Consider the following 17079-nt stretch of genomic DNA (forward strand, 5'->3'; position numbering starts at 1 on the left):
ATTCCTTATCCGGCGAAAGGTAGCCAAGGGCTGGCGAGGATCGCGGCCAGGGTCAGCAATACTTGCGCGCCCAGCAGCCAGGCTTGCTTGCGCAGCAGTCTGAGGGCGCCGCGACGGCGTTCGGTCCAAGGCCGGCCGACGCGTTTGGCCGATTGCAAGCCAAGGGTTTGCAGGGCTTGATCGAGGTCCGGGGTGCGCTCGGTGTCACGCGCCAGCAGGGCGAATAGATCCGCATCGAAGGCTACCCGCAGCGCCCAGTACTTTTGCAGCAGCCCGAGGGTAATCATCCACAGGCTAAGCAGCAGGCAGATCGGCGAAATACTCGCCAACAGCAGCTGAGCCAGACCGAATAACACGCCGAGCAATGTCAGGCCTGTGGATAACTGGTCCAGCGAGCGGCCGCGACGCAGCAGGCTGGCAACCACTTGGAGTTCTATATCAGCGGGCATGGGCTAAACCCTCCAGAGCTTCACGGTGAGCGGGATGCAGGACCACGTTGGCGCGCGCTGTACGAATAACAGCCAGTGCTTCATCCACCGTTGCCGCGCGCCCGCTGTGCAGCAGCCACGCGGCGACGGCCGTGGCGCTGCGTGAGTAGCCGAGGGCGCAACACACCAATAACGGCCCGCTTGCGCGCAGGCGTTCAATAGCCTGGGCGGCTTGCAGGCATTCGGCGGGTGTCGGCGCGATCAGGTCCAGCACGGGGACGCATTCATAAGAGCGGCCCTGTGGATTAATCGGTAATTCGGCGCACAGATCGACGATGGCCTTGAATGAACCTTGCTCACCCGCCGTGGGGATTCGCCCAAGCCAAACGTTATCCACAACCAGGTCCGGCTGTGGATGTTTACGTGTCCACAGGCGCGAGTTGACCCACGCCGCCGCCAAGTAGGGCGCATACAGCCAGCGCGCGGCAGGCGTCAGGGTGCCGTCGGCGCGTTTCTGAAAGCCCGGCGCGCCGAGTACGAAGTAATTGGCCTTGACCAACCCCAGGGAAACCGCTGGCCACAGCAGCCACAGCCACCCACCGCCGAGCACCAACGCGAGAATCACCAAGGCCAAGGCGCCCAGGCCGTAGCGCACGCCTAGCCGCCAGCGTTTTCTATCCCGCGTAAGCCGCGCATTCAGCAGCGGGCTCGGGTGTTCCAACGGCCACAGCCACACGCAAACCCAGCCGGCGAGGGCGCCTGTGGGTAAGTCGATAAAGTGATGTTGATAAGTGGTCAGCACCGAAATACCGATCAACGCGAACCAACCGTGGACCACCCAGCGCCAAAAGCCTTGGCTGTGGCGTTGGTACATGATCCACAGGATCACCAACAGCGCGATGTGCAGCGATGGCGCCTGGTTGAACGGCTTGTCGAAGCCCGCCAGCACCGCAAACAGCCAGCCGAACACGCCATCCAGCTCCGGCCGTTCAAACGTGAAGCGCAGCGGCCAGATCAGGAAGCAGCTCACGGCAATCACCTGGGCCGTCAGCAGGCGCAACGCGTGTTGTTTCAGTTCATGGCGGCTATTGGGCAGCAGCAGGGAGAAGCCGTAGAGCAGGTCGATGGACCAGTAGGGCACAATGGTCCAGGCCCAGAACGGCATATGGGTTTCCCAGCCGAACACCAGCGTGCCGACGTCGCTGCGCTGGCTGGTGACCCAGGTGGCGAAGCCGTAGGTGCTGAAAAACAGCGGTGCCAACAGCAGCAGCCACAGGACTGCAGGCTTCAATAAACCGGGTTCGCGCATGCTCAGATCTTCTGCGCCAGGGATACGGTGAATATGCCCCACTCATCCACACGCTGGGTAATTTTGCGAAAGCCTGCGGCTTCGACCAATTGATCCATTTCTGCCTGGCTACGACGACGCATCACCCAGGCCTGGCCCTGGCGGTGGCTGGTCAACGCGCGGGCGATCAGTTCCAGCTGCGGGTGCCACGGCTGGCCGGTGTAGACCAGATAACCGCCGGGCTCCACGGCTTCGGCAAGGCCGGCCAACGAGCCACCGACCATGGCGTTGTCGGCAAATAATTCATACAGGCCGGACACCACCGCCAAGGTCGGCTTGGGGTCGAGCGCCGCCAGGTCCGCGCGATCAAACGCATCACCTTTGACGAACTGGGCGATATCCCCCAGGCCTTTTTCACGAATCAGTGCGCTACCGTCACGCACGTTGATGTCGCTGTAGTCACGCAGCAGGATCGATTCCGGCAACGGCGACACATCCTGCAAGGCTTCCAGAATGTAGCGGCCGTGGCCCGCAGCGATGTCGACAATGCGCACTTCGCGATCATCGCTGCGCAACTTGGCCATGGCCAGGCGCAGCAGTTCTTCGACGTTCAACTTGCGCTGGCGAATGCCGCGCCAGCCGATCGAGTTGAGGTAGTTGGTGTCGATCATCCGCCCCAACCCGCCCTTGCCGGTGGGAGTGTTGCGGTACACATAATCGAGGGTGCTGCCGGAGTCGAAGCCGGTGTCGAAGCCCAGTTTTACCCCATCGGACAGGGTTTTTCCCAGGCCCATGCTGGTGCGGGTCATGCGCCAGTAGAGGTCGCGCAAAGAGTTACGCGGCAGCGGCGCGGCAAGGGACTCGGACTCAGCGCAGGTGGCGCCCAGCTTGTCGGCATCCAGCAAAGAGGCACGGTCCAGCGGGTGCGCAAAGTTTTGCAGGATAAAGCGCTTCGCGCTGTTCACGGCGACAGCGCGGTCGCGCTCGCCGAGGGTGTCGTGGAAGAAGCCGGGCAGGATGTGCAGTTCTTTTTTCAGGCTGCCGAGGCGGTCGAAAAATTGCTGCTGGGGTTTGCGGTGCACCACAAAGTCGGAGCCGGAGATCAGCAGTTGGGTCGGCACCTGGATCGCCTGGGCATCGGCCACAACGCGGTCGGCGGCTTCGTACAGGCCAAGCAGCACATTCACCGAAATCGCCTTGGTGATCAGCGGGTCGCTGTCGTAGGACGCCACGCGCTCAGGGTCATGGCTGAGAAACTTGGCCTTGACGTAACTGTTGACGAAAAAGTTGCCGCGAAACTTGCGCATCAGCGCCAGGCCCGGTCGTGCAAACGGCACGTAGAGCTTGACCTTGAAGGCTGGGGACGCGAGCACCAAGGCGCGGATTTTCGGTGCGTAGTCGTGCACCCAAGTGGCCGCGATCACTGCACCGACGCTTTGGGCGATCACTGCACAGTTTTCTTCCTCAATACCGTAGGCGCCGCCGATGTGGTCTCTGAAGGTTTGCACGTCACGGGCACTGGTGGCGAAGCTCGGGCTGTCACCGCGCGCGCCGGGGGATTGGCCGTGGCCACGGGCGTCCCAGGCGAAGAAATCGAATTGCGGCAGGTCGAGTTCGTCGACCAAGTGGGCAATACGCCCCGAATGCTCATGGCCGCGATGGAACAGCAGGATCGCCTTGCGTGGCTCATCGCCAAGCGGCGCGGTGGCCGGCCAGTACCGATAGAAAAGCTCGACGCCATCATGGGTACTGAAGGTGTGCTCTTGCTGTTCGCGCATCGCAAAATCCTTATGCAGAAGGGGAAGTGTGTTGTTCTTCTTTGAGGCCCTGGCGCACACGGTTGACCAAGGTGTAGGCGAGCAGGGCGGCAACCAGCCACATGACCGTGTCGACCCAAACCGCGCCGAGCCAGCCCAGCGCCACGCCGGTGGCCAATACGCCGAGTACAAACGCGCGATCACTTTTGCCCATCGGGCCGTCGTAGCGCCGCGACGCACCGACCATTGGCCCGAGCACACCGGCGTATTCGCTGAACACCGCCAGCAACGTGACCAGCAGCACCGGCGCCAGGCTCACGCCGGGGATTAATGCAAAGGGCAGGATCAGCGCGCTGTCGGCGATCACGTCGCACAGTTCATTGAGGTAGGCGCCCAGACGCGACTGCTGGCCAAATTCGCGGGCTAGCATGCCGTCGATGGCGTTGAGGGCCATGCGCAGGATCATCCACAGCGGGATCAGCGCAAACAGCCAGAGGTGTTGGGCAAAGCCTGCGATCAGCAGGCCGACCAGCAGGGAAACTATGCCGGCCAGCACGGTGATTTGGTTGGCCGTGGTGCCGTTATCGTAGAGGCGCTGCACAAGGGGGCGCAGCAGGTTTTGAAAACGCGGCTTGAGCTGATAGATCGAAATCATGGGGGATGACGCTTCCTTGTCCGTGGACCCGCGAAAAACTGTTTGGAGTGTGCCGATTTATCCGTGTTTGCACCAGTGATGGCTCGTGTTTCTGGGGGTTTAATCACGGTCTTGCAGGCGCCGGAGTCTAAATGTGGGAGCGGGCTTGCTCGCGAATGCGGTGGTTCAGACAGCTCATTTGTAACTGACCCACCGCATTCGCGAGCAAGCCCGCACACAGGGGTTTTGTGGTGTTTTCGAACAAAAATTTCACGGCGCGTGTTATATCGTAACGAACTGTGTGTAAGCGGGTGTAGGGTCGATGCAAGTGGATCTAGAAGCTGACGGCGCTTCGGTGGAAGGCCTGCCGCGTTTTCAGCAAGGGCTGTTCCATGCCCGGCGATTGCGCCAGGCCGGCATCGCCCTAACGGCCTTGGCCGTTTCCGGCTGGGTGCTGGCGTTATTTGTCGCCCTGTTTGCGCCGCTGTCGATCTGGCCGGTGGTGTTGATCAACTGCGCGTCGGCCTTGTTGGTATTAGTGGCGGGTTTGCAGTCGGCGTGGTGGGTCGCCGATTGGCGGGCCCAGGCGCTGGAGGAACCGACGGCTGAACTGGCCGCACTGACGGTTGAAGACACCGGCTGGTACACGCGATTTATCGGACGTTTCGGCAGCGGTCTGCTGGCGCAGATCGGCACCCCCGTGCTGTGGTTGGGTGGCTGGTCGCTGCTGGCGTTGGTCAGCATTATCGAGTTCTGGAACCTGGCGCTGCCCGCTGCGGCTGTGGGGCAATCGGCAAGTATCGGCGCCGCGCTGGGGCTGGCACTGGCCTTTGGTTTACTGGTGTTCGAGCGCCGCCTGGCGCAGGAAACCGCCGCGCAATGGCCTGAAGCCTCACAGCTGGCGCAATTAAGCCGGGTGGCGATTGCCTGTTTGGTGGTCAGTGCGATCTGCTTGCTGTTTGCCGGCGCGGAATCGGTTTGGCCCTTGCGTTTGGCCGTGCTGATCGGCCTGCTGCCGGGGCTGGTCGCCGTGGAGTTTTTGCTCAGGGCCATACTGTCGCTGTTCAGCCCACGCCAGCCGCGCCTCGAACCGCGCTTGATGGCGCAAAGTTTTATCGCTGACTTGCTGCGCTGGCCGCCACAACCTTTGCTGGTGTTGCAGCACGAGTTGCACAACCGCTTCGGCATCGACCTGCGGCAGATCTGGGCGTTTACCTACATGCGCCGCGCTTTCCTGCCGGTGCTGCTGGTGGTGTCGGCGGTCGGCTGGGCGCTGACCGGCGTGCATGAAGTTCCCCTGCAAGGCCGTGGGATTTATGAGCGCTTCGGCAAACCGGTGGAGGTGTTCGGCCCTGGCCTGCATGCCGGGTTGCCCTGGCCGTTGGGCCGCGTCATCAACATCGAAAATGGCGTGGTACATGAGCTGGCGACCAGCGTCAGCGACGGCTCCACACCTGAGCGGGCTTCAGCGGAAGGTCCGGCGCCACTGATCGCCAACCGGCTGTGGGACGCCAGCCATGTGAGTGACAAATCCCAAGTGATCGCCAGCAGCAGCGGCGACAAGCAGAGCTTCCAGATCGTCAGTATGGACGTGCGTTTCGTCTATCGCATCGGCCTGACAGATAAGGCCGCACTGGCCGCCACCTATAACAGTGCCGATGTGCCGACGCTGATCCGCAGCACCGCCAGCCGCATTCTGGTTCACGATTTTGCCTCGCGCACCCTCGACGAGTTGCTCGGTGAGCAACGCACCCAATTGGCCGATGAAATCGGCCGCTCGGTGCAGGCGGATTTGCAGAAACTCAACAGCGGCGTGGAGATTCTGGCTACGTTAGTGGAAGCGATTCACCCACCGGCCGGTGCCGCCAATGCCTACCACGCCGTACAGGCTGCACAGATCGGTGCCCAAGCGCTGATCTCCCGCGAGCGCGGCGCCGCCAGCGAACAGACCAACCAAGCCTTGCTGCAAGCCAGCACCGCGCGCGATCAGGCGTTGGCCACCGCACGAGAAGTGAATGCCGGTGCCCAAGCGGCCGACCTTCGTTTTAGCGCTGAGAAAAAAGCCTACGCCACCGCAGGCCAAGCCTTCGTGCTGGAACAGTACCTCGGCCAACTCAGCCAAGGCTTGGCCCACGCCAAGCTGCTTATTCTGGATCACCGCCTGGGCGCCGATGGCGCACCGACGATTGATCTGCGTTCTTTTACTTTGCCGGCCGACCCGATGGCGCCGCGTAAAGCCGTTCAATAAGGAGTCTGTCTGTTGAGCGCTCATTCTCACGATCACGGTCATCATCACCACCACGGTGATGAGCAAGCGGCTGGCCCATTCCCTTGGCGGCGCATGGCCTGGGCGGTGTTGCTGGTGCTGTTTGCGGTAGCAGCCGCCAGCCTGGTGCAGGTGCGCTCCGGCGAAGCCACGGTGATTACGCGGTTCGGCAACCCGTCGCGGGTGCTGCTGGAACCGGGCCTGGGCTGGCGCTGGCCAGCGCCGTTCGAAGCGGCGATCCCGGTGGACCTGCGCTTGCGCACTACCTCCAGCGGTTTGCAGGATGTGGGCACTCGCGATGGCCTGCGCATCATCGTGCAAGCCTATGTGGCGTGGCAGGTGCAGGGCGATGCCGACAATGTGCAGCGCTTTATGCGTGCGGTGCAGAACCAGCCGGATGAAGCGGCGCGGCAGATTCGCACCTTTGTCGGCTCGGCGCTGGAAACCACCGCCGCGAGTTTCGACCTGTCCAGCCTGATCAACACCGACGCCAGCCAAGTGCGCATCGCCGATTTCGAGGCGCAGTTGCGCCAGCAGATTGATCAACAATTGCTCACCACTTATGGCGTGCGCGTGGTGCAAGTCGGTGTCGAGCGCCTGACGCTGCCGTCGGTGACGCTCACCGCCACCGTCGACCGCATGCGTGCCGAGCGCGAAACCATCGCCACCGAGCGCACGGCCGTGGGCAAACGTGAAGCGGCGCAGATTCGCTCCGCCGCCGAGCGTGATGCGCGTATCGTGCAGGCTGATGCCACCGTGAAAGCCGCCGACATCGAGGCGCAGTCGAGGGTCGAAGCCGCACAGATTTATGGGCGTGCCTACGCCGGTAATCCGCAGCTGTATAACTTGCTGCGCTCGCTGGACACTTTGGGCACGGTGGTGACGCCGGGCACCAAGATCATCCTGCGCACCGACGCTGCGCCGTTCCGCGCGCTGGTCGATGGGCCGAAGGATGTTCAACCATGAGTGAGCGTGACAGCCCGGACAGCCCATGGATCCAGGCTGGGCGCCTGACCTTCCTGGCGTTGTACGCGGTGACCGTGTTGGCGGCGTTGGCCTGGGCGTTTTCCAATGTGCGCCAGATCGACCCGCAGAACCGTGCGGTGGTGTTGCACTTCGGCGCGCTGGACCGTATTCAAAATGCCGGGCTGTTGTTGGCGTGGCCGCAGCCGTTCGAGCAAGTGGTTCTGTTGCCAGCGGCGGATCGTGTGATCGAACGTCGCGTGGAGAACCTTTTGCGTTCCGACGCGGCAACGCAGGCCGACCGCGTGGCCAGTTTTGCCACGCCGTTGAGCGACGCACTGGCCGGCTCCGGCTACCTGCTGACCGGCGATGCCGGGGTAGTGCAGCTGGATGTGCGGGTGTTCTACAAGGTCACCGAACCCTACGCGTTTGTGCTGCAAGGCGAGCATGTGCTGCCGGCGTTGGACCGCCTGGTGACGCGCAGCGCCGTGGCCCTGACGGCCGCGCGCGATCTGGACACGATTCTGGTGGCGCGCCCTGAACTGATCGGCAGCGATAACGGCGCCGCCGAGCGCCGTGAGCGGCTGCGTGGTGATCTGGTGCAAGGCATCAATAAGCGTCTGGCGGAGTTGGCTTCCACTGGTTTGGGATTGGGCATCCAAGTGACGCGTGTCGATGTGCAGTCGAGCCTGCCGGGCCCGGCGGTGAATGCATTCAACGCTGTGCTGACCGCCAGCCAGCAAGCCGACAAAGCCGTGGCCAACGCACGTACCGACGCAGAAAAACTCACCCAAACCGCGAACCAAGAGGCCGACCGCGTGGTGCAAGTCGCCCACGCCCAGGCCAGCGAGCGCCTGGCCAATGCTCAGGCGCAAACCGCCACCGTCGCAAGCCTGGCCCAGGTCAAAGACCCGGGCTTAATGCTACGGCTGTACCGCGAGCGGCTGCCGAAGATTCTCGGCCAGGCCGGTTCCGTGACCACGGTCGATCCTAAAGACGACTCCCGTTTGATCATTCAGGGAGCCGAACAATGAGCGCGCCTATGCTGACGTCCGCCGAGCAGCGCAGTGCTGCGCGGCAATTGACCCTGGCCATGTTGGCGTTGGGCTTGCTGGTATTGGGGTTGGTGTGGCGCTGGCTGGCGCCGGACCAGAACGGTGTGAGCCAACTGCTGCTCGGCGTCGCCTCCTTACTGGTGGCCGTGCCGGTGATGCGCTCGGCCTGGTACAGCCTGCGTTACCCGAGCCTGCATGGCATCACCGACCAGTTGATCGCCCTGGCGATGATGGGCGCGTGGGCCACGGGCGATCTGCTGACTGCCGCCTTGCTGCCGATCATCATGATTTTTGGTCATGTGCTGGAAGAGCGCAGCGTGATCGGCTCCCAGGAAGCGATTCATGCGCTAGGCAAACTGACCCGCAGCCACGCGCGGTTGGTGCAGGCTGACGGCAGCATCGTGGAAGTGGATAACGGCACGCTGAACACGGGCGATATCGTCGAAGTGCGTGCCGGTGACCGCGTGCCCGCCGATGGCGTGGTGCTGTCGGGCCAGGCGAGCCTGGACACGGCGCCCATTACGGGTGAGTCGGTGCCGCTGGAAGCCAGTGTTGGCGTGCAGGTGTTTGGTGGCGCGATCAACCTCGACGGTTTGCTGCGCCTTGAAGTGACCCGCACGGGTAATGAATCGACCTTGGGCAAGGTCATCGCGCTGATGCAGAACGCCGAGCGTTCTAAGCCACCGATCACGCGGCTGCTGGAGCGTTACGCCGGCAGCTATATGGTGCTGGTGTTGTTGCTGGCGGCGGTGACCTGGTTTGTGACCAATGACGCGCAGGCAATGCTCGCCGTGCTGGTGGCGGCGTGCCCGTGTGCGTTAGTGCTGTCGGCACCGGCCACGGCGATTGCCGGGATTGCGGTGGCAGCGCGGCACGGGATTTTGATTCGCAGCTCAGCGTTCCTCGAAGAGCTGGCGGATTTGACGTCGTTGGTTGTGGATAAAACCGGCACGCTGACCTTTGGCACGTTGCGCCTGCAATCTGTCGAAACCACGGCGCCGGATCGGCAGGTGCTGCTGAACCTGGCGGCCAGCCTGGGTTCGGCCAGCAGCCACCCGGTCAGTCGTGCACTGGCGGGGTTGGCGACGCAGGAACAAATGCTGGGGCTCACGGATATTCGCGAACGCCAGGGGCTTGGCGTGGTGGCGCAGACCGAGCAGGGCGAAGCGGCCTTGGGGCGGCCGGAGTTGTTTGAGCAACTGGGTATCGCCACTACCGCGGTCCCGAACCATGACGGCCCGATTGCCGGGCTGGCTTTGAACGGGCAATTCCTCGCCTGGCTGTTGCTGGCTGACAGCGTCAAGCCGGAAGCGCGTCAGGCACTGCAAGAACTACGGGACTTGGGCCTGGGCCGCCAACTGCTGCTGACCGGCGACCGTCAAAGCGTGGCGGACAGCCTGGCGCTGGACGTGGGCATCAGCGACGTCGAAGCCCAGGCGCTGCCGGAAGACAAGCTCAACCGCGTGCTGGGGGAAATCAGCAGCGGCTTCCGGCCGATGGTGGTCGGTGACGGTATCAACGACTCGCTGGCGCTCAAGGCAGGCGTAGTCGGTGTGGCGATGGGCGCGGGCGGGGCGGACATCGCACTCGCGTCGGCGGATGTGGTGTTGATCGGCAGCGACCTGCGGCGACTGGGCACCTGTGTGCGCTTGAGTCGCCAGTGCCGCCATACGTTACAGGTCAACGTGATCATCGGTTTGGGTTGGACCTTGGCCATCGTTGTGTTCGCCGCGTTTGGTTGGCTAGGTGCCGCAGGCGCGATGATTGCGGCGGTGCTGCATAACCTCAGCACCTTGCTGGTACTGGGCAACGCCGGGCGTTTGCTGCGCTTTCAGGAGCCGCTTTTGAAGCTCGACGATTAATTTTAGAAATATTTGCACACGGCTGTAACGCGGATAAGGGACCTCACTCTAGTGGTATGTCGAGACTGAACAATCCGTTCAGACCGGCTCCACTACCGATCATGAGGAATACACGATGAACATCAAATCCGCTGCTGCTGGTGCCGCCCTCGCAATGGCCGCCGCTACTATGTTTGCTGGTGTTGCCACTCAGGCTCAAGCCGCTGATACCGCTGTGCATTGCTATGGCGTCAACGCTTGCAAAGGCCAGAACGACTGCAAAACCAAAGACCACGCGTGCAAAGGTCAGGGTTCTTGCAAAGGCCAGGGCTTCCTCTCCATGAGCAAAGCCATGTGCGACCAGAAAGGCGGCACCGTCGGCGAATAACCGGCAACCAAGTGCACCCGCAGCGGATGCCCCCTACCGCTGCGGACACTTTGCCTTGGAGTGAGTCATGTCCGCGTCCCTTCCAAGTCTGGGTTACGGCCTGGGTTTACGCAGTGAGTACTACCAGCAGATTCTTGAACAATCGCCGGCCGTGGATTGGTTCGAAGTGATCTCCGAGAATTATCTGGTCCAGGGCGGTAAAGCCTTGTATTACCTGGACGCGATAGCCGAGCGTTATCCCTTGGTGATGCACGGTGTGTCCCTGTCCATCGGTGGGCCGCATGCCCTCGATACCGATTACTTGAAACACATCAAACAGCTCGCCGAGCGCATTCAGCCGGCGTGGATTTCCGATCACCTGTGCTGGAGCCGCGGCAGCGCGCACCAATTGCACGACTTGCTGCCACTGCCTTACACCGAAGAAAGCCTTTATCACGTAGCCGGCCGCGTTCGCCAAGTGCAGGACGTGTTACAGCGCCCGTTAGTATTGGAAAATGTCTCCAGCTACGTGCGCTCCAAGGCGGATGAATTCACCGAGTGGGAATTCCTCAATGCCTTGGCTCATCTCACGGGCTGCCAGCTGTTGCTGGACGTCAACAATGTGTATGTCAGTTCGCGTAATCACGGGTTCGACGCCTGGACCTTTATCCGCAGCCTGCCGCCCGAAAGCATTCGCCAGCTGCACTTGGCCGGGCATATGGATTACGGCGATTACGTGGTCGATACCCACGACCATCCGGTCTGCGACCCGGTGTGGGCGCTTTATCAGCAAACGCTAGAGCTGTTGGGGCCGGTGTCGACGTTGTTGGAGCGCGATGACCATTTCCCGCCCTTCGAAGAGCTGCTCACCGAGCTGAGCAAGGCCCGTGAACTGGGCGCGACTGCATTGGCCAGGAGAGCGTTATGCGCCTGAGCGATTGGCAGTTGGCGTTTGAACAGCACCTGTTGTCCGAGAGCTCGATGGCCAACAGCGCTTTTGCCGCCACCTTGTTGGGCGGGCCGACCCTGGATGTGGACACGGGCCTGGCGATTTACCACAACGCCTATGTTTCGCGGCTGCAGGAGGTTTTGCGGCATGACTTCGGCGCCATCCGGTATTGGCTGGGTGACGATGAATTCGCGTTGCTGACAGACGCCTATGTGCGGCGCTATCCGTCTGCCCATTACAGCCTGCGCTGGCTGGGCGAGCGTTTCCCGGCGTTTCTTGTCGAGCATCTGGTGGCAGAGCAAAGCGCGCCGCTGGCCGAACTGGCGCGGTTGGAGTGGGCGTTTACGCTGGCATTCGATGCGCCGCAGGGTGAACCACTGGGCCTTAATGACATGGCGCAACTGGCGCCCGAAGACTGGCCGGGTTTGCAGGTAAGCCTGGCGCCGTCGGTGCAACAGGTGCTGTGCCATTTCAACAGCGTGGCGATCTGGCGGGCGAGCAAGGATGAGTCGGATTTCCCTGACAGCCAGGCATTGGAGTTGGCGCAGATTTGCCTGGTGTGGCGTCACCAGAACGTGTGCCATTACCGCAGCCTGGAGCCGGCCGAAGCCTGGGCTTTGGCGGGAATGGTGACCACTGGCTGGAGTTTTTCAGAACTGTGCGCATCGTTGGCAGTCACTACTGGAGAGGGTGCGCCACTGCAAGCGGTTACGTGGCTGAAACAGTGGATCCAGGACGGTGTGCTCGAGCGACGAGCCCCATAGAACAGCGCTATCAAATCGATAGCCTCCTACTTTGTCTTCGGATGGTCTACCCTCACATCAGACGTCTGAAACAAGGGGGATTACTCATGCTCGCGCAACTTCCACCGGCCTTACAGAATCTTAAGCTACCGCTACGTTTTCGACTCTGGGACGGCCATGAATTCAACTTGGGCCCAGAGCCCAGTGTGACCATCGTGGTGAAGGACCCCACGGTCGTTTCCAGCCTGACCCACCCAACGCTCGACTCACTGGGCGAAGCCTTCGTTGAGGGCAAATTGGAGCTGGAAGGCTCCATCACCGAAGTGATCCGGGTATGTGACGAGTTGAGTCACGCTCTGATTGATGACGACGAGGGGAGTCGTCCGGTGCGCTCGATCCACGACAAGGCCACTGACGCAGCGGCCATTTCCTACCATTACGACCTGTCCAACGAGTTCTACCAGCTGTGGCTGGACCAGGACATGGCGTACTCCTGCGGTTATTTCGAAACTGGCAGCGAATCCATCGACCAAGCTCAACAAGACAAATTTCGCCACCTGTGCCGCAAGTTGCGCTTGCAGCCGGGTGAGTATTTGCTCGACGTAGGCTGCGGTTGGGGCGGGCTGGCGCGGTTTGCGGCGCGTGAGTTCGGGGTCAAAGTGTTTGGCATCACCCTGAGTAAGGAACAACTGGAGTTGGCCCGGGAACGGGTCAAAGCCGAGGGCCTGGAAGGCCTGGTGGACCTGCAACTGCTCGACTACCGCGACCTGCCGCAAGACGGTCGTTTCGACAAAGTGGTGAGCGTGGGCATGTTTGAACACGTCGGCCACGCCAACCTGGCGCAGTACTGCAAGGTCCTGTTTGGCGCAGTGCGTGAAGGCGGCTTGGTGATGAACCATGGCATTACTGCTAAACACACCGACGGCCGCCCAGTTGGCCGTGGCGCCGGGGAGTTTATCGAGCGTTATGTGTTCCCCAACGGCGAGCTGCCGCACCTGGCGATGATGACGGCGGAAATCAGCGAGGTCGGGCTGGAAGTGGTCGACGTCGAAAGCCTGCGCCTGCACTACGCGCGCACGCTGGACCATTGGAGCGAGCGCCTGGAAGACAACTTGGAGGCGGCGGCGAGGATGGTACCGGAGCAAGCGTTGCGCATCTGGCGGCTGTACTTGGCGGGTTGCGCGTATGCGTTTGCGCGGGGCTGGATCAACCTGCATCAGATATTGGCGGTGAAGCCGCATGCCGATGGCAGTCATGAACTGCCGTGGACGCGGGAGGATATCTACCGCTGACTTAGGAACACCGAAGATCTAAAAAATGTGGGAGCTGGCTTGCCAGCCCCCACATTTGTTCTGTTGTGTTCAGAGGATGGGTGAAATAAGCCGTGCTACCCGCATGCCCAACTGTTGCAGGCGACGGGTCTCGCGGCTTTCCTCTTGGCTGACCTCATGCGCCAAGGCGAAGTCGTCCAGCAGCATCTGTTCCACTTCGCTGGCAAAGCCTTTATCGACCGTCAGCAACATCACTTCAAAATTCAGCCGGAACGAACGGTTGTCCATGTTCGCACTGCCGATGGCGCTGATTTCGCTGTCCACCAACACCACTTTCTGATGCAGGAAGCCCGGCTTGTAGCGGAATACCCGCACGCCGGCGCGTACCGCTTCGATCGCATACAGGCTGGAAGCGGCATAGACGATGCGGTGGTCCGGCCGCGACGGCAGTAGCAGACGTACATCCACGCCGCGCAGCACCGCCAGGCGCAGGGCCGCAAACACGGCTTCATCGGGCACGAAATACGGGCTGGTGATCCACACCCGCTCGGTCGCTGCGTGAATGGCCTCGACGAAAAACAGTGAGCAGGTTTCATACGGGTCGGCCGGCCCACTGGCGAGCAACTGGCAGAGCACACCGTCTTCGGGGTAAGCGTCCGGCAGGATCAGCGGCGGCAATTCTCGTGCGGCCCAGAACCAGTCTTCGGCAAACGACTCCTGCAGGCATGCCACTACAGGGCCTGTGACCTGCACATGGGTATCGCGCCACGGTGCCAGCGGCGGCTTTTTGCCCAAGTACTCATCACCGACATTATGCCCACCGACAAACCCGGTGATGCCGTCCACCACCACGATCTTGCGGTGGTTGCGGAAGTTGACCTGAAAGCGATTGAGCCAACCGCTGCGGGTGGCGAACGCTTTGACTTTGACTCCAGCGTCGCGCAGCGACTGCACATAACTGTAGGGCAGGGCGTGGCTGCCGATGCGGTCGTAGAGCACGTAAATATCTACGCCTTCGGCAGCTTTTTCCTTCAGCAAGGCATGCAACTGCCTGCCAAGATCGTCGTCATGAATGATGAAAAACTGGAACAGCACGGCGGTCTTGGCGTTGCGAATCGCCTCGAAAATCGCGCTGAACGTGGCTTCGCCATTGATCAGCAAGCGCACTTCATTGTTGGCCAGGCACGGCATGCGGCCCAGCTTGGGCATGGCGCGCAGGGACGCGTAGGCGCTGGAGTTGCGCGCGGCCAGGGCTTCTTCGACCCAAGGGCGCCAGTTCAGCTCGGTGATAGCGGTGTGCATTTCCTGGTTGGCTTGGCGGCGTGCCTGGATGTAAGCGTCGAAGGTGCTACGGCCGAATATCAGGTAGGGGATCAGTGTGAGGTAAGGCATGAACATCAGCGACAAGGCCCAGGCGATCGAGCCTTGGGCGGTCCTGACGGTCAGCACCGCGTGAATCGCGGCGAGCGTCCCGAGAAAGTGCAGCGTGGCAATGAAGTAGGCGAGCAGGTGCGGGCCAAAAAAATCCATGAACGACTTAACTCCAGACAATCCAGTGCGTAACAGACCATGAAAGGCTGCGAATGTCGCTATTTTATTTGCCGTGCAACACTGACAACTTTGCGGCGTCTAACGCCCACAATTACCCAGGAGTTACCCGATGAATGCTCGTCTGCTTGGTTTGGCCATGGTTGTTGGATTGACGCTGCCCGTGGCGGCTCAGGCGCAGATGTTGGCGCCGGGCTTGTGGGAATTGACCACCAGCAATATGAAAGTCGATAACCAGGACCTGCCGGACCTGTCGCTGATCCTCGGTCAGCTCAAGCAACAGATGACGCCTGAACAGCGCGCCATGCTCGAAAAACAGGGCATCACCATGGCAGGTAAAGGCGTGCAGGTGTGCCTCACGCCAGCCCAGGTTGCCTCTGATTCCATCCCGTTGACCGACCCACAATCGGGCTGCAAACAGGAAGTGACCGACAAGACCGGTAACCAGTGGAAATTCCGTTTTAGCTGCCCTAAAGCCCAGGGCACTGGCGTTGCGACTTTCCAAAGCCAGCGGGAATTCACCACCACCGTTAACGGCACGTTCAATGCCACCGGCATCCAGCAAAAGGGCAGCCTGGACACGCACGCCCAGTGGCTGGGCAACGATTGCGGTACGGTCAAACCCCGCGCTTAACGCACAAAATGCAGGGGCAAACCCTGGCAACTGTCGACTACCTGGCCGTTGTGCCACGCCAGGTGGCCAGACACCAGCGTGGTGCTGACGCTGTGGCGAAAGCTGCGCTCGGCAAAGGGGGTCCAGCCGCAGCGTGCGAGGATCGGTTGGCTGCTGACGGGTTTGCCTTCGGGCTCGGGCTTGATCAGCACCAGGTCGGCCCAATAGCCTTCGCGTAAATAGCCCCGATCGTGGATGGCGAACAGGTCGGCCACGCGGTGACTGGTCTTCGCCACCAGCGTGGTCAGCGGCAAATGCCCGTCGCTCACCAACTCCAACAACGCCGGTAACGCGTGCTGCACCAGCGGCAGGCCCGATGGCGCATGGCGATAGCCCAACTGTTTCTGCGCCCAGGTATGCGGCGCATGATCACTGCCGATCACATCCAGACGATCACTCAGCAAGGCCAGGCGCAGCGCATCGCGGTCGGCGCGGGTCTTGATCGCCGGGTTGCATTTGATCTGGTGGCCGAGGCGATGATAGTCGCGATCATCGAACAGCAGATGGTGCAGGCAGACCTCGGCGGTGATGCGCTTTTCCGATAAGGGCTTGTCTTCGAACAGGGTCAGTTCGCGCGCGCTGGTCAGGTGCAGCACGTGTAGGCGCGTGCCGTGACGCTTGGCCAGTTCCACCGCAAAAGACGATGAGCGATAACAGGCTTCGGCATCGCGGATCAGCGGGTGGGCGACGGCGGGGATGTGCTCGCCGAAGCGCTCACGCAGGCGCTGTTCGTTCGCCAGGATACTTGGTGTGTGTTCGCAATGGGCGAGGAGGATGGTCGGTACTTCGGCAAACAGCCGCTCCAGAATCCGCGGGTCGTCCACCAACATATTGCCGGTGGAGGCGCCCATGAACACTTTGACCCCGGCCACTTCGCGCGGGTCGAGGGCAGCGACGGTGTCCAAGTTGTCGTTGCTCACGCCAAAGTGAAAGCCGTAGTTGGCCACCGAGTACAACGCGGCCCTGCGCTTTTTATCGGCGAGGGCTTCGAGGTTCAGGGTCGCAGGGTTGGTGTTGGGCATGTCCATGAAGCTGGTAATGCCACCGGCCACCGCCGCGCGCGATTCGCTGTAGAAACTGCCTTTGTCAGGCGCGCCGGGTTCGCGAAAGTGCACTTGGTCGTCGATCATGCCGGGCAGCAGCCATTGGCCTTGGGCGTCGATCTCTACCGGTTCGTTGTAGCCTTCGAGGCTGGCGGCAATCTTCTCGATGCGGCCATTGGCGACCAATACATCGGCGTCGAACTCCTGGCCTTCATTCACTAGGCGGGCATTGCGAATCAGCAGGCGGCTCATG

The 17079-nt window shown here is 61.7% G+C and carries 15 protein-coding genes; 9 read left to right on the plus strand and 6 right to left on the minus strand.

The features are described from left to right. Positions 1-5: 5 nt before the first annotated feature. The 4 genes from FW764_RS06360 to FW764_RS06375 are packed head-to-tail and all read right to left on the minus strand — an operon-like array spanning position 6 to position 4128. Positions 6-449 (minus strand): hypothetical protein, encoded by a 444-nt coding sequence (locus tag FW764_RS06360; RefSeq protein ID WP_446433218.1) that lies wholly within the window; start codon positions 447-449, stop codon positions 6-8. Beyond that, positions 439-1737 carry a phosphatase PAP2/dual specificity phosphatase family protein gene (locus FW764_RS06365; protein ID WP_446433219.1) on the minus strand — a complete coding sequence of 433 codons (1299 nt, stop codon included), beginning with the start codon at positions 1735-1737 and terminating at the stop codon, positions 439-441. Before FW764_RS06365 ends, FW764_RS06360 begins: the two co-directional genes overlap by 11 nt. Positions 1738-1739: 2 nt before the next feature. Further along, positions 1740-3494: a bifunctional alpha/beta hydrolase/class I SAM-dependent methyltransferase gene (locus FW764_RS06370; RefSeq protein ID WP_446433220.1), complete on the minus strand. Its 1755-nt coding sequence runs from the start codon at positions 3492-3494 to the stop codon at positions 1740-1742. A gap of 10 nt (positions 3495-3504) precedes the next feature. Further along, positions 3505-4128 carry a CDP-alcohol phosphatidyltransferase family protein gene (locus tag FW764_RS06375; RefSeq protein ID WP_446433221.1) on the minus strand — a complete coding sequence of 208 codons (624 nt, stop codon included), beginning with the start codon at positions 4126-4128 and terminating at the stop codon, positions 3505-3507. 301 nt (positions 4129-4429) lie between these two features. Here FW764_RS06375 and hflK (FW764_RS06380) point away from each other — a divergent pair, with 301 nt between their 5' ends. The 8 genes from hflK (FW764_RS06380) (at position 4430) to cfaB (ending at position 13583) form a co-directional block, all read left to right on the plus strand. After that, positions 4430-6355 carry a protease modulator HflK gene (hflK, locus tag FW764_RS06380; protein ID WP_446433222.1) on the plus strand — a complete coding sequence of 642 codons (1926 nt, stop codon included), beginning with the start codon at positions 4430-4432 and terminating at the stop codon, positions 6353-6355. 12 nt (positions 6356-6367) lie between these two features. After that, positions 6368-7339 (plus strand): protease modulator HflC, encoded by a 972-nt coding sequence (gene hflC / locus FW764_RS06385; RefSeq protein ID WP_446433223.1) that lies wholly within the window; start codon positions 6368-6370, stop codon positions 7337-7339. After that, positions 7336-8370 carry a protease modulator HflK gene (gene hflK / locus FW764_RS06390; RefSeq protein WP_446433224.1) on the plus strand — a complete coding sequence of 345 codons (1035 nt, stop codon included), beginning with the start codon at positions 7336-7338 and terminating at the stop codon, positions 8368-8370. The genes hflC and hflK (FW764_RS06390) overlap by 4 nt, the downstream gene beginning before the upstream one ends. Next, positions 8367-10253, plus strand: a complete 1887-nt coding sequence (locus tag FW764_RS06395; protein WP_446433225.1) for a cation-translocating P-type ATPase — start codon at positions 8367-8369, stop codon at positions 10251-10253. Before hflK (FW764_RS06390) ends, FW764_RS06395 begins: the two co-directional genes overlap by 4 nt. 115 nt (positions 10254-10368) lie before the next feature. Next, positions 10369-10620 carry a BufA2 family periplasmic bufferin-type metallophore gene (gene bufA2 / locus FW764_RS06400; protein WP_094949036.1) on the plus strand — a complete coding sequence of 84 codons (252 nt, stop codon included), beginning with the start codon at positions 10369-10371 and terminating at the stop codon, positions 10618-10620. Between the two features lie 67 nt (positions 10621-10687). Continuing rightward, complete coding sequence (bufB, locus tag FW764_RS06405) at positions 10688-11533, plus strand: MNIO family bufferin maturase (protein ID WP_446433226.1); 846 nt, start codon at positions 10688-10690, stop codon at positions 11531-11533. Further along, positions 11524-12312: an HvfC/BufC family peptide modification chaperone gene (locus FW764_RS06410; protein WP_446433227.1), complete on the plus strand. Its 789-nt coding sequence runs from the start codon at positions 11524-11526 to the stop codon at positions 12310-12312. The genes bufB and FW764_RS06410 overlap by 10 nt, the downstream gene beginning before the upstream one ends. 86 nt (positions 12313-12398) lie before the next feature. Then, complete coding sequence (gene cfaB, locus FW764_RS06415; protein WP_446433228.1) at positions 12399-13583, plus strand: C17 cyclopropane fatty acid synthase CfaB; 1185 nt, start codon at positions 12399-12401, stop codon at positions 13581-13583. A gap of 69 nt (positions 13584-13652) precedes the next feature. Here the strand turns inward: cfaB and cls are convergent, their stop codons facing one another. Beyond that, on the minus strand, positions 13653-15092 hold the full coding sequence (gene cls, locus FW764_RS06420) for a cardiolipin synthase (protein WP_446433229.1): 1440 nt from the start codon (positions 15090-15092) through the stop codon (positions 13653-13655). 130 nt (positions 15093-15222) lie between these two features. Here cls and FW764_RS06425 point away from each other — a divergent pair, with 130 nt between their 5' ends. Further along, entirely contained in the window at positions 15223-15744 is a 522-nt protein-coding gene (locus tag FW764_RS06425; protein ID WP_446433230.1) for a DUF3617 domain-containing protein, read from the plus strand. Here the strand turns inward: FW764_RS06425 and FW764_RS06430 are convergent. Then, entirely contained in the window at positions 15741-17078 is a 1338-nt protein-coding gene (locus tag FW764_RS06430; protein ID WP_446433231.1) for a dihydroorotase, read from the minus strand. The genes FW764_RS06425 and FW764_RS06430 overlap by 4 nt on opposite strands. Position 17079 lies beyond the last annotated feature (1 nt).

The sequence above is a fragment of the Pseudomonas sp. 1152_12 genome (assembly GCF_052850675.1).

Coding starts and splice junctions, on each gene's coding strand:
- FW764_RS06410 (WP_446433227.1), top strand. CDS start 11,524: ATGCGCCTGAGCGATTGGCAGTTGGCGTTTGAACAGCACCTGTTGTCC.
- FW764_RS06370 (WP_446433220.1), bottom strand. CDS start 3,494: ATGCGCGAACAGCAAGAGCACACCTTCAGTACCCATGATGGCGTCGAG.
- cfaB (WP_446433228.1), top strand. CDS start 12,399: ATGCTCGCGCAACTTCCACCGGCCTTACAGAATCTTAAGCTACCGCTA.
- FW764_RS06395 (WP_446433225.1), top strand. CDS start 8,367: ATGAGCGCGCCTATGCTGACGTCCGCCGAGCAGCGCAGTGCTGCGCGG.
- FW764_RS06425 (WP_446433230.1), top strand. CDS start 15,223: ATGAATGCTCGTCTGCTTGGTTTGGCCATGGTTGTTGGATTGACGCTG.
- FW764_RS06375 (WP_446433221.1), bottom strand. CDS start 4,128: ATGATTTCGATCTATCAGCTCAAGCCGCGTTTTCAAAACCTGCTGCGC.
- hflK (WP_446433224.1), top strand. CDS start 7,336: ATGAGTGAGCGTGACAGCCCGGACAGCCCATGGATCCAGGCTGGGCGC.
- cls (WP_446433229.1), bottom strand. CDS start 15,092: ATGGATTTTTTTGGCCCGCACCTGCTCGCCTACTTCATTGCCACGCTG.
- bufA2 (WP_094949036.1), top strand. CDS start 10,369: ATGAACATCAAATCCGCTGCTGCTGGTGCCGCCCTCGCAATGGCCGCC.
- FW764_RS06365 (WP_446433219.1), bottom strand. CDS start 1,737: ATGCGCGAACCCGGTTTATTGAAGCCTGCAGTCCTGTGGCTGCTGCTG.
- bufB (WP_446433226.1), top strand. CDS start 10,688: ATGTCCGCGTCCCTTCCAAGTCTGGGTTACGGCCTGGGTTTACGCAGT.
- FW764_RS06360 (WP_446433218.1), bottom strand. CDS start 449: ATGCCCGCTGATATAGAACTCCAAGTGGTTGCCAGCCTGCTGCGTCGC.
- FW764_RS06430 (WP_446433231.1), bottom strand. CDS start 17,078: ATGAGCCGCCTGCTGATTCGCAATGCCCGCCTAGTGAATGAAGGCCAG.
- hflK (WP_446433222.1), top strand. CDS start 4,430: ATGCAAGTGGATCTAGAAGCTGACGGCGCTTCGGTGGAAGGCCTGCCG.